The sequence below is a fragment of the Corynebacterium sp. HMSC055G02 genome (assembly GCF_001809065.1).
In the GTDB taxonomy this organism is placed as follows: Bacteria; Actinomycetota; Actinomycetes; order Mycobacteriales; family Mycobacteriaceae; genus Corynebacterium; species Corynebacterium jeikeium_D.
Map to the genome: position 1 here is coordinate 819 of NZ_KV795635.1, position 12,189 is coordinate 13,007.

Consider the following 12,189-nt stretch of genomic DNA (forward strand, 5'->3'; position numbering starts at 1 on the left):
AAGGTTATGCGCTACCAGCTGCGCTACATCCGCATCACGTTGCAAGGAGAGCGAAGAAGAATCTCAATTGCTCTCTTGCGGTGCGAAAGATACTTTAGCGTGCTTGTGCGATTGATTACAAATTACCAGGTGAACATCTGTATTGTGCCTGTGGGCGTAGGGCTAAAGACCAACCTTTGATGCCTCTGAATCGCAACGATGTCATTTATTCGCTTTCGTGGGTTGGTTACTGGGGGCTATCGAGTCGCTATCGTCATGGAGTTCCATCGGTGGGGTAATAAATCGTCGAACTGCGCAATCGCAAACGCAATGCAACCCAATTAGGGAAACTTCCAAAACGCGTGCTAACTTATTCCGCAGAGCAGCAAAGGCTTAGTGCTTTTCTGTCCGAGTCCCATAGCTCAGTGGAAGAGCGTTCCGTTCACACCGGAAAGGTCGCTGGTTCGAACCCAGTTGGGACTACCATTTAAAACCCCGGTCGACGCATCGTATAAAAACTGCGCGGCCGGGGTTTTGCTGTGTGACCTGAACTATATTCGTCCCTCTCGGGAACTTTTCTGGACTACCATCCGACAATAGGTATAAGGGCAGCGGTCAGACTACTGCTGTTCTTCTCGAACTGTCCCGCTTAAAGGAGTTGAACTGTTCTAGTGAGTCCCCGGGTCGCTTCAGGCGAAACGTTTCGGTTCTCAAAGTCGGGTTTCCGGCGTGCAGTAGCCGCTGCTGCGGCGCTTGTAGTCTTTGCAGGTGCGTCAGTTATTAATGCTGGCCCCGCGCATGCTCACGATTCCGTGCTGTCGTCTAACCCAGGCGACAAGCAGGTTCTCGATGAATTTCCGCACCACGTTTCTCTCAAGTTCTCCGGCAACCCCAAGAACAATTTCAACACCGTTGCAATTAGTGATGCAGATGCCAAGGAAGTCCTGTACTCCCACGAGCCAGAGGTAGTGGGTAATGAGGTCTCTTTGGATATCCCTGAGGATATTAATCCAGGCCCTGGTAACTACATCATTGGTTTCCAAATCACCTCCTCTGATGGTCACTCCACCCGAGGAAAGACCTCTTTTTCAGTGGCTGATCCGGATGCTGCTGGCGCAGCCGAAGCCGGGGCAGAATCTCGTCAGACCGGTGCGCACGCCGAGGAAACGAAGTCAATACCGCTATGGGCTTATGGCCTCGGTGGTGGACTCATCGTCATCATCGCCGCTGTCGTCATCGTTATTAATCGAAAGGCAAAATAGACACATGAAGCTCAATCGCACTGCAACTACACTGATCGCTGGTTCCGCAGCTCTGACCCTTGCTCTGGCAGGATGCTCGTCCGACGATAACACTGCTGCTGAGGTGACTGAGTCCGCAACCTCCGCTGCGACCGAAGCTACCTCTCAGATGGAGAAGAGTGATGCTGCTGTGCAGCTGGCCGATGCCTACATCAAGGAAAAGCCGGCTGACAAGGGCATGACCGCCATCTTCGGTACGCTGACCAACAACACCGATAAGGACATCAAGGTTTCCTCCTTCAAGCTTGAGGGGCTGAAGGAAGGCACGAAGTTCGAGCAGCACGATACCAAGGACGGCAAGATGTTCGAGGTGCCGGAAGGTTTGACGATTCCTGCTAATGGCGAACTCGTTCTCGAACCGGGTAGCACTCACTTCATGATCATGAACAATGATGAAGCTATGGATGTGGGAGCTGAGTACAAGCTCGTCATTGAGCTTTCCGACGGCTCTAGCATTACCCAGGACGTTGAGGTTCGTGTCCAGCCAGCAGGTGAAGAGGACTACGGTAATGACGGTGACCTGAACAACCCAGAGCACATGGGTGGCGGTGAGATGGATCACTCGGGCCACTAATTTTTGTGACAAGTTGATCAAGCAATCGTTCGTCGTAAAGCGGGCGTGAGCTCAGGTACGTCGAGGAATTGACTAGCTGAATCTAATGGTGGCAGAAGCGCTGGAGTTGGCAGGTTATTGCAGCATATGCAACGAACTCCGGCGCTTTTCTTTTTCCGAAAAAGGTTTTCGATACGGTCGAATTGGATAGGCCAGTGGTTGCGTTGAAGCTATTGAAAAGTTGGCGGATCCCCAGCCATCTCATGTGTTCCAGTTCGAAGTAATCAGAAAGGTAAGAGTGCACAAAATGTCCGAAGGCTTTTCCAGAAGGCGTTTTCTTGGCGGGCTCGGCACCGCCGCAGGAGCCTCAGCGCTCGCCCTGGGGGCGCCGGAAGCCCAGGCGATTGGGTTGGAACGTCCACAGGAAGAGCCACCGAAACCGCCTTTGCAGACAGCAACCGTACCTTTTGATGGCGCTCACCAGGCGGGGATTGCGACGCCCGCACAGGCGAATCTATGGCTAATAGCCTTCAACGTGAAGAAGGGGGTCGATCGCAATCGCCTCCAAAACCTCATGCGTGCCTGGACGGATGACGCCCGCCGAATGACAGCCGGCAAGGCTACTCGAACGGATTTGGAACCCGAGCTCATGGGGAGTCCGGCCAATCTGACTATCACAGTTGGATATGGGGAGAATTTCTTCACAATCATCGATAGGGAAGACCAGAAGCCTGAGTGGCTGGGAGATCTGCCAAAGTACGTTAACGATGAGCTCCGCCCGGAGTGGAACGGCGGAGACCTGTGCCTGCAGATTTGTGCGGACGACCCAGTAATGGTCTCCCATGCGGCCCGAATGATGATCCGAAATGCAGGTTCTTATTTGGATGTTCACTGGGTGCAAGCTGGTTTCCAGCACGCCAATGGTTCTACGCAGGAAGGCGAGACCCCGCGCAATCTCTTCGGTCAGAAGGACGGTACGGTCAACCCGCGCACTCGTGAAGAATTCGACAAGCAGGTGTGGATTGATAGTGGTCCGGATTGGTTGCGGGGCGGTACAGCGATGGTTGTCCGCCGTATCGAAATGGATATTCCAGGCTGGGATGTGTTGGACCGCGAAAGCCGCACTGTTATTACCGGCCGAGATATCGGCACCGGCGCGCCAATTGGAGGTAAGGACGAGTTTGAGACCGTCGACCTGGCGAAGACTGATGAATATGGTCTGCCTCTGACGGATCCGAACAGCCATGTTGCGCTGTCAATGCCTCCGAAAGAGAAACCTAATCAGCGGATTCTGCGACGGGTCTACAACTATGACCTGCCACCGGAACCGAATGGTCGATTCGAGACCAACACCGGCCTGGTATTCATTTGTTTCCAGAAGGACCCGTTGGAGCAGTTCAATCCGATCCAAGAGCGGCTGTCCAAGAACGACCGTCTCAATCAGTGGATTTTCCACATTGGATCCGCCGTGTTTGTTATGCCACGAGGAACTTCTGAGGAGGAGTACTGGGCCCAGGACCTTTTCGAGGCCTGAGTTTTGACCGTGCGGTAAAGTGTGTGAACGACTGACGAAGGTCACCAGGTATGTGATTTTCGAAGACACTTTGAAAAGGAGTACACGCACGCCGTGTCAGAAGAATTTGCAACCCCAGCACCGTTTTCCGTGCCCGCAGGAGTTTCTGCGGGCGAGGCGATGAGAGACCTGGGTTTCCCGAACAAGGGCGTTGACGCCATCGTTTGTGTCCGCGACCCTGAAGGCAATTTGAAGGATCTGTCCTTTAAGCCAGAAGTGGAAACCGTCTTCGAGCCCGTTCCGGCGAATACTCCGGACGGTCGCGATGTCATCCGCCACTCTGCGACTCACGTGATGGCTCAGGCCGTGCAGTTGGAGTTCCCTGGGACGAAGCTGGGCATTGGCCCTGCCATCGACAATGGTTTCTACTACGACTTCCGTGTCGATGAGCCTTTCTCGCCGGAGGATCTCAAGCGCATCGAAAAGCGTATGAAGAAGATCATCAAGTCTGGTCAGCGATTCGAGCGCTTCGCGTTCGAGTCTGCCGATCAGGCGCAGGAAGCGCTTGCCGACGAGCCGTATAAGCTCGAGCTGATTGTTGAAAAGTCGGCCGGCAAGGTGGCCGAAGATGATGAGGCCAATGTCGACGTCGGTGGTGCAGGCACGACCTTGACCGGCTACCGCAACGTCAATCCGCGTACCGGTGAGACCGAGTGGTTTGATCTTTGCCGCGGCCCGCACGTGCCGACCACCCGCTACATCCCTGCTTTTAAGATCATGCGTTCTTCCGCTGCGTACTGGCGGGGTGACCAATCTCGAGATAACCTGCAGCGTGTTTACGGCACTGCGTGGGAGTCCAAGGAAGCGTTAGACGAGTACCTCGACCGCATGCTCGAGGCTGAGAAGCGCGATCACCGCCGTTTGGGCTCCGAGCTGGATTTGTTCAGCTTCCCGGATGAGATTGGTTCTGGTTTCCCGGTATTCCATGTCAAGGGTGGCATCATCCGCAACGAGATGGAGCAGCACTCCCGTCGCCGTCATATCGAAGCGGGCTATGACTTTGTGAACACGCCGCACGTAACTAAGGGTGACTTGTTCAAGAAGTCTGGTCACCTGGACTTCTACGCGGATGGCATGTTCCCGCCGATGCAGCTCGACGGCGAATATGACGAACACGGCAACTGCACCAAGGCTCCGCAGGACTACTACGTCAAGCCGATGAACTGCCCGATGCACAACCTCATTTTCGCATCGCGTGGTCGCAGCTACCGTGAACTTCCGATTCGTATGTTCGAGTTCGGCACCGTCTACCGCTACGAGAAATCAGGCGTTATCCACGGTCTTACCCGAGCCCGTGGCTTTACGCAGGACGATGCCCACATCTACTGCACCGAGGATCAGCTGGAAGAAGAGCTCACTAATGTCCTCGACTTCATCATTTCGCTTCTGCGTGACTACGGCCTGGATGACTTCTACCTGGAGCTGTCTACGAAGGACGAAAAGAAGTTCGTCGGCTCGGATGAAATTTGGGAGAAGTCCACAGCTATTCTTCAGCGCGTTGCAGATGCTTCTGGCCTCGAGCTCGTTCCTGATCCGGGCGGAGCCGCTTTCTATGGTCCGAAGATTTCCGTCCAAGCCCGCGATGCCATCGGCCGTACTTGGCAGATGTCGACGGTACAGCTCGACTTCAACCTGCCGGAGCGCTTCGAGCTCGAGTACACCGCACCTGACGGAACCAAGAAGCGCCCGATTATGATTCACCGTGCGCTTTTCGGCTCCATCGAACGTTTCTTTGGCGTCCTATTGGAGCACTACGCAGGTGCTTTCCCGGCTTGGCTGGCTCCGGAACAGGTTGTTGGTATTCCGGTTGCGGATGACTGTATCCCACACCTGGAGGACTTTGCTGTACAGCTGAAGTCTCGTGGCATCCGCGTCCACGTGGATACGTCCGATGACCGCATGCAGAAGAAGATTCGCAACCACACCCAGGCCAAGGTTCCGTTCATGATTCTGGCTGGTGCCCGCGACATTGAGGCAGGCGCCGTCAGCTTCCGGTTCCTCGATGGTACCCAGATTAACGGGGTGGCAGTTGAGAAGGCTGTGGACATCATCTGTGATTGGGTTGCTTCGCGGAATAACGAACAGCCGAACAAGGAGAATGTCTCTGCTCTCTAGAGGTCGTTAACGCTCTCTAATTCGACCGCGTTGTTTTAACTGGTGAACCACGCGTGGTAATCCAAAGAAGTTGACCGCGAGGTCGTAAACTACAGCAGAGAAATATATGTGGTCGGGGCTCGAATGGGGTCCCGGCCACGCAACGAAGGGGATGGCAGTGAATCAGTCGGGAAGTGAAGAGTTGCCTCCGCAGCAGCAGGGCAATGCCGGCCAGCAGGAATCGTCTGATGGCGTATACGTCGACAGCGGTTACGGCGAACCGGATCGGCTCACGCGCTTATGGGCACCCTACCGGCTGGACTACATCGTCAAGCGTGGTGTGCATAACTCCAAGCCATCTCGTAACCCCTTCGTTGATTTGCCGAAGCAAAGCGATGAGGAAGCACTCATTATCGCTCGCGGCGAGTGGGTGTACGCCGTTTTGAATCTGTTCCCGTACAACCCAGGGCACCTCATGGTGGTTCCATATCGCGAAGTCGCCAACCTTGAGGACTTGACCGACGAAGAAACAGCCGAGATGATGCGATTTGCCAAGCATGCGGTTCGTACTCTCAAATCGGTTTCGCGCCCGCACGCCGTCAATGTAGGTTTCAACTTAGGCAAGGCCTCCGGCGGTTCGGTCGCCGATCACCTGCATATGCACGTCGTACCGCGCTGGTCGGGTGACAGCAATTTTATGACCGTGATCGATGGCACCAAAGTGTTACCGCAGGCTCTTCGTCAGACTCGCGAGTTGCTTGCCGACGGCTGGCGTGCCCTTAATCAAGAGGATGGGGCAGCATGCTGAGTGTCCGTGGCAGGGCTCCAATCCGCCCAGTAGTTGAACCGATTGCCGCTGCACTTTTGCGGGTCGGCATTAGCCCGAACACGGTCACCCTGGTGGGAACGGTAGTTTCCGTTCTGCTTGCGGTAATCCTGATTCCTACCAACCATCTTTTCGCAGCTGCGGTGTCAATCGCTATTTTCACTGCTTTTGACCTGCTCGATGGCACGATGGCCAGACTTCGAGGGCAGGGAACGAAATACGGAGCGACGCTGGATGCTTCCTGTGACCGCATTACGGATGCTGCACTGTTCGGGGCGATAGCGTATTGGGTGGTGTATCACCATGACGCGGATTCAGTGCTGCTTATTCTGACACTGATCACTATGGGATCTTCCCAGGTCATTTCCTACGTTAAGGCTCGGGCAGAAGCTAGCGGCCTCAAGGTCAACGGCGGTCTCGTCGAACGTGCGGAGCGCCTGATTATCGGTCTAATCGGCATTGGGCTTCAGGGGCTTGGCGTGGACTATGCCCTCTACGTCGCAATGTGGCTCCTGGCGATTGGGTCGGTATTCACCGTCATTCAGCGCTTGTACATGGTGGCTAAGCAGCCAGGAGCGTTGGATCCCATCGCCCCGCCAGAAGGCGCAGCTGATAGTTCATCTATCAACCCTGACTCTGCTACGAAGTCCACGGGTTCGGCTGATTCCAACAACTAAAGGAGGATACGATGACTAGTTTCTTCCTGCCTCGCTCGAAAGATGATTTCGTTGCGCTCGGCTATATGGCCGGGTGGAAGATTTTTGGTCTGCTGCCGGAACGCGTGGCCTACCGCATCGGCAACATAGCTGCCGATCGGGTAGCAGCAAATCCCACGACGACCCGCCAGCTTCGCAAGAACCTGGCTCGCGTTATGGGCTGTCCGCCTGAGGAAGTGCCGCAAGGGCTTATTCGGGCTTCCATGCGTTCCTATCTACGCTATTGGGTGGAGGCATTCCGGTTGCCCTCCATCGCCTCTCCAGAGCTGGCAGACACGGTCGAATCCACCAGCGATGGGCTCGAACGAGTTGCTGAGGCCCTCGAGGCCGGAGATTCCATCGTCATCCCACTGCCGCATTCTGGTAACTGGGATATGGCAGGTATGTGGCTCGTTTCCCGCCATGGCCGGTTCAGTACCGTGGCGGAACGGCTGAAGCCAGAGGTGCTTTACGACGCTTTCGTGGAGTACCGCGAATCCCTCGGATTCCACATTCTCCCGCTTACCGGTGGCAAACCCGCGATGCCGGAACTGCAGAAGCGATTGGAAGACGGTGGCGTTGTGTGCCTGCTGTCTGATCGTGACTTCGGCGGCCACGGGGTCCCGGTCACTTTTTTCGGCGAGCAGACGACAATGCCGGTCGGCGCGGCAAAGCTGGCACAGGACACGGGCGCTCGGCTTATGCCCGCGGGCCTGTCCTACACGCGCGATGGTTGGCGCTTTGTAGCGCATCCATTCGTGCCGACTGAGGGGCGCAATCTAGCTGACATTGTCCAAGACATCGCTACTGTTTTTGAATCTGATATTGCTCAGCATCCAGCGGATTGGCACATGATGCAGCCACTGTGGCCAGCGGATAAGAAGAGGTCAAAGTAGCCGTGCGAATCGGAATGGTGTGCCCGTACTCGTTCGATGTCCCAGGAGGGGTTCAAGCTCACGCGATTGACTTGTGTGAGGAGTTTATCCGTCGCGGCCACGAGGTCAGTCTTATCGGCCCAGCTAGCGCGCAGGCGGACGTGCCGGATTTCGTTGTTCGAGGTGGTGCCGCCATCCCGATTCCGTATAACGGCTCGGTCGCTCGGCTATCTTTTGGTCCCCGCACCAGCCGTCGAGTCCGCACATGGATTGAGGAGGGTAGCTTCGACATTCTTCATATCCATGAGCCGAATTCGCCCAGTTTTTCAATGCTGTCGTTAGTAAACTCGGTCGGGCCGATTGTCGCGACCTATCACTCTGCGGCGACGGACTCCCTAGCATTGAAGTTGGCCACGCCATTTTTGCGGAAGTACCTTGAACGCATTCGGGGAGGCATCGCTGTCTCGGAAGTGGCTCGTCGCTGGCAGGTTGAGCAACTCGGCGGCGACCCGGTTCTCATTCCCAATGGTGTCCGTGTTGGAGATTTCGAGTCCTGCCCGGCCGCCTCATCGTTGCCTGAGATTCCGCCACGGCGTGAAGGGGTCTATCGGCTTGTCTTCCTCGGACGCTTCGACGAATCTCGTAAGGGCTTTGACGTCTTGCTCGACGCGTTGCCAACAATACGTGCGGAGATTCCACAGCTTGAGGTCTGTGTCGTTGGTGATGGTGATATCGCGGCAGCTCGTCGTAAAGCGGGCAGAAACGCAGATGTCCTGCATTTCGTCGGCAGACTGTCGGAGGATGCTAAGGCGTCAATACTCGCCGATGCGGATGCGTACATTGCCCCGCAGCGTGGTGGGGAGAGTTTCGGCATCGTGCTGGTAGAGGCGATGGCGGCGGGTGCGCCGGTGATCTCCAGCGACATCGATGCGTTCAAACTCGTGCTTGACGACGGCCATTACGGGCTTCACTTTGAAAACGGTAACTCCGCAGACCTTGCGGATGCAGTCGTACGCCTTTTGACGCAGCCAAAGTTGGGGGAGGAGCTTCGCGCACTCGGGCATAAGCGGGCTTGGGAGTATGACTGGTCGCAGGTCGCCGACGGCGTTCTGCGTGTGTACGATACGGTGCGCATGGATGGCGAAAAGGTCGTCATTGCGCCATAGAGATTTCCGTCGTGGCAGCTGATTAAACGCAGCGGAGTGAAAGTGGGTTTTCGGTGGACGTAACCGTTCCAATCTGGGTCGTTGTCCTAGTCATTGCGCTGATTGTCGTACTCGTTGGCGGTTTGGTGGCTTCATCGACAGCGACGCGTTTGAACCGTATGCACATTCGCACGGACTTGGCGCGTTCTTCACTGGAAGCGGCGTTGGGGCGAAGGGCCGCAGTCGCTCGTGCCGCCTACCCGGAACTCGCCGGCGTAGTGACGAAGGTGGAAGCCACACCACTTAGAGCCAACAACACTGGACAGCGCGCAGACGTGGAAAACGAACTGACTAGGAAAATTGTGGCGCTCTATGAGGAACAGCCCGTGGACCGAACGATGGCAATTGAGCTTTCTGACGCCCACACGCGGCTCGAGCTCGCCCGCCGTTTCTACAATGATGCGGTGACGGATACGAAAGCACTGCGAGCCAGGCCGCTAGTACGCGCGCTGCGGCTGGCGGGCACTGCACCCGAACCGGAATATTTCGATGTTGCAGACGGACTGACAACTGCTTAATTGTGGGAAAATTCGCTGTTGTGCTGGAAGTTCGCCGTGTTTTGTGACTCAATGAACAGCACTGTCTAGTTCAGGCGTTATAGTGTTAAACGACTACAAACGGTCACATTCACCAGTTTTATTAGGGAAGTAGGGTTCGTTGAGCACGGTTGAGAACAACTCCGGGCAGGGCACCGCACGCGTGAAGCGCGGTTTCGCTGAGATGATGAAGGGCGGCGTCATTATGGACGTCGTTACGCCGGAGCAGGCCAAGATCGCTGAAGATGCCGGCGCAACTGCCGTGATGGCGCTGGAGCGTGTCCCCGCCGATATTCGCGCAGAGGGTGGCGTGTCGCGTATGTCTGACCCGGACATGATCGAGGGCATTATCAATGCCGTCTCCATTCCGGTTATGGCCAAGGCCCGAATCGGCCACTTTGTTGAGGCACAGGTTCTGCAGTCCCTCGGTGTTGACTTCATTGACGAGTCCGAGGTTCTGACCCCGGCCGATTACTCGAACCACATCGACAAGTTCGAATTCACCGTGCCTTTCGTCTGTGGTGCGACCAACCTGGGTGAGGCTCTGCGCCGCATCAACGAGGGCGCTGCCATGATTCGCTCCAAGGGCGAGGCCGGTACCGGTGATGTCTCCAACGCTGTGACTCACATGCGCACCATCCGCGCTGAAATTAACCGTCTGCGTTCTATGGCTCCGGACGAGCTCTATGTTGCCGCCAAGGAGCTGCAGGCACCGTACGAGCTGGTACGCGAGGTCGCTGAGACCGGTAAGTTGCCAGTCGTGCTGTTCACCGCAGGAGGCATTGCAACTCCGGCTGACGCTGCAATGATGATGCAGCTCGGTGCCGAGGGTGTCTTTGTTGGTTCCGGTATCTTCAAGTCCGGTGATCCGGAGAAGCGCGCCAAGGCTATCGTCCAGGCAACCCAGCACTACGATGATCCGAAGGTCATCGCTGATGTCTCCCGCGGTCTCGGCGAGGCAATGGTCGGCATCAACGTCGACGAGATTCCGCAGCCGCACCGACTCGCTGAGCGTGGCTGGTAAAAATGGCTAACATCCGCGAGGTATTAGATCTGGAGCAGATTGACCGGGACATTTTCCGTGGCCCAGTCATTAAGTCAATCCTGCAGCGCACTTTCGGTGGCCAAGTTGCCGGCCAGTCCCTCGTCGCGGCGACGCGCACGGTGGGTAATACCTTCGCGGTGAACTCCCTCCACGCCTACTTTGTAGGCCCGGGCCGCCCCCATATCCCGACGGTGTACATGGTCAAGCGTATTCGCGACGGCCGGTCTTTCTGCCACCGATCCGTCGAAGCTGTGCAAGATGGCCGTACGATTTTCGTCATGCAGGTCAGCTTCCACCGCAAGGGGGATGAGGGACTCGAGCACTCTGACGTGATGCGCAAGGTGCCAAATCCTGAAGATGTGGTCACCGACACCTCTGAGATGACGAACACCCGCCGCCTGCTTATGCGCGAGTGGGCGGATTGGGATATCCGGGTAGTGCCGGATGATCAGTTCGAACACAACAAGTACACCCCGTCCCAGCAGTTGGTGTGGTTCCGGTGCAAGGATCGCCTGCCGGATAACGAGACCTTCCATGTCTGCACGCTGGCGTACATGTCGGATATGACGTTGCTGTCATCGGCACTCGTTCCACATCCAGGCGTTGAGGTCCAGGAAGCCAGCCTCGACCACGCTATGTGGTTTATGCGTCCGTTCCGTGCGGATGAATGGCTGCTCTACGACCAGATTTCGCCATCGGCGCACGCGGGTCGCGCATTGACTCACGGTCGCATCTTTAACCAAAAGGGCGAGCTCGTGGCCGTCGTCACGCAGGAAGGGCTGACCCGAAGCCTGGCCCCGGGTGTCGAGCCCGTGCCAGTGGCGACGAACTTCGATGCTCGCAGTGAGAACCTAGATTAATGACACAGGAAACAATCGGTATCCTCGCTCTTCAGGGCAACGTTGCCGAACACGGATATGTTCTCGACCAGCTCGGCGTGCCGCACCGAAAGGTGCGCTTGCCGCGCGATCTCGAAGGGCTTAATGGCCTTATTTTGCCCGGCGGCGAATCAACGACCATGAGCAAGTTGATGGTCTTCAATGAGCTTGAAGATCCGCTGCGGGAAGCCCTCCGCGATGGCCTTCCGGCATACGGCACCTGCGCAGGCATGATTTTGCTTGCCGACGAAGTGCTCGATACCCGTCCGGATGCCGTTAGCCTGGGAGCGATTGACATCACCGTCCGTCGTAACGCATTTGGGCGGCAAGTGGATTCCTTCGAAACTGACTTGGATATTCCGCAGCTGGCGATTGGCGGTGACCAGCCGCCTGTGCACGCCGCCTTTATTCGTGCTCCGTGGGTCGAGCGTGTCGGTGATGATGTTGAGGTGCTAGCGCGGGTGCCAGAATCGGCTGGAGAGACCGCAGGTACAGTGGTCGGAGTACGGCAGGGGTCTGCGATGGCCACCAGCTTTCACCCGGAGTCGACGGGGGAGACGCGGCTCCACGAGTTCTTTTTGCGAGAGCTTGTCGGCATTTAAATCCCCGGTTTGTATAATGAACACTTG

General features: G+C 56.5%; 12 protein-coding genes and 1 tRNA gene. All 13 read left to right on the forward strand.

The window, feature by feature from the left end; genetic code table 11:
* The first annotated feature begins 390 nt into the window (after window positions 1-390).
* The 13 genes from HMPREF2547_RS01565 (at window position 391) to pdxT (ending at window position 12,162) form a co-directional block, all read left to right on the forward strand.
* A tRNA-Val gene (locus HMPREF2547_RS01565) sits at window positions 391-465 on the forward strand.
* A 185-nt stretch (window positions 466-650) separates the two neighbouring features.
* Window positions 651-1,241: a copper resistance CopC family protein gene (locus tag HMPREF2547_RS01570; RefSeq protein WP_049190805.1), complete on the forward strand. Its 591-nt coding sequence runs from the start codon at window positions 651-653 to the stop codon at window positions 1,239-1,241.
* Window positions 1,242-1,245: 4 nt separating this feature from the next.
* A complete protein-coding gene (locus HMPREF2547_RS01575; RefSeq protein ID WP_049190804.1) occupies window positions 1,246-1,854 on the forward strand; it encodes a copper chaperone PCu(A)C in 609 nt (202 codons plus the stop codon).
* A 286-nt stretch (window positions 1,855-2,140) separates the two neighbouring features.
* Window positions 2,141-3,367, forward strand: a complete 1,227-nt coding sequence (locus tag HMPREF2547_RS01580; RefSeq protein ID WP_040361740.1) for a Dyp-type peroxidase — start codon at window positions 2,141-2,143, stop codon at window positions 3,365-3,367.
* Window positions 3,368-3,526: 159 nt separating this feature from the next.
* Window positions 3,527-5,521: a threonine--tRNA ligase gene (gene thrS / locus HMPREF2547_RS01585; protein WP_222865675.1), complete on the forward strand. Its 1,995-nt coding sequence runs from the start codon at window positions 3,527-3,529 to the stop codon at window positions 5,519-5,521.
* A gap of 151 nt (window positions 5,522-5,672) precedes the next feature.
* Entirely contained in the window at window positions 5,673-6,308 is a 636-nt protein-coding gene (locus tag HMPREF2547_RS01590; protein WP_042388668.1) for an ATP adenylyltransferase, read from the forward strand.
* A complete protein-coding gene (gene pgsA, locus HMPREF2547_RS01595) occupies window positions 6,302-7,003 on the forward strand; it encodes a phosphatidylinositol phosphate synthase (RefSeq protein ID WP_049193676.1) in 702 nt (233 codons plus the stop codon). Before HMPREF2547_RS01590 ends, pgsA begins: the two co-directional genes overlap by 7 nt.
* An 11-nt stretch (window positions 7,004-7,014) precedes the next feature.
* A complete protein-coding gene (locus HMPREF2547_RS01600) occupies window positions 7,015-7,917 on the forward strand; it encodes a phosphatidylinositol mannoside acyltransferase (RefSeq protein ID WP_070429454.1) in 903 nt (300 codons plus the stop codon).
* 2 nt (window positions 7,918-7,919) lie between these two features.
* A complete protein-coding gene (locus tag HMPREF2547_RS01605; RefSeq protein ID WP_048731326.1) occupies window positions 7,920-9,062 on the forward strand; it encodes a glycosyltransferase family 4 protein in 1,143 nt (380 codons plus the stop codon).
* Between the two features lie 53 nt (window positions 9,063-9,115).
* On the forward strand, window positions 9,116-9,619 hold the full coding sequence (locus HMPREF2547_RS01610) for an NUDIX hydrolase (protein WP_070438343.1): 504 nt from the start codon (window positions 9,116-9,118) through the stop codon (window positions 9,617-9,619).
* Between the two features lie 139 nt (window positions 9,620-9,758).
* The gene (pdxS, locus tag HMPREF2547_RS01615) at window positions 9,759-10,661 is read left to right on the forward strand and encodes a pyridoxal 5'-phosphate synthase lyase subunit PdxS (RefSeq protein WP_049172998.1); all 903 of its coding nucleotides are present in this window, start codon (window positions 9,759-9,761) and stop codon (window positions 10,659-10,661) included.
* A gap of 2 nt (window positions 10,662-10,663) precedes the next feature.
* Complete coding sequence (locus HMPREF2547_RS01620; RefSeq protein WP_070601485.1) at window positions 10,664-11,542, forward strand: acyl-CoA thioesterase; 879 nt, start codon at window positions 10,664-10,666, stop codon at window positions 11,540-11,542.
* On the forward strand, window positions 11,542-12,162 hold the full coding sequence (gene pdxT / locus HMPREF2547_RS01625; RefSeq protein ID WP_070604536.1) for a pyridoxal 5'-phosphate synthase glutaminase subunit PdxT: 621 nt from the start codon (window positions 11,542-11,544) through the stop codon (window positions 12,160-12,162). Before HMPREF2547_RS01620 ends, pdxT begins: the two co-directional genes overlap by 1 nt.
* Window positions 12,163-12,189 lie beyond the last annotated feature (27 nt).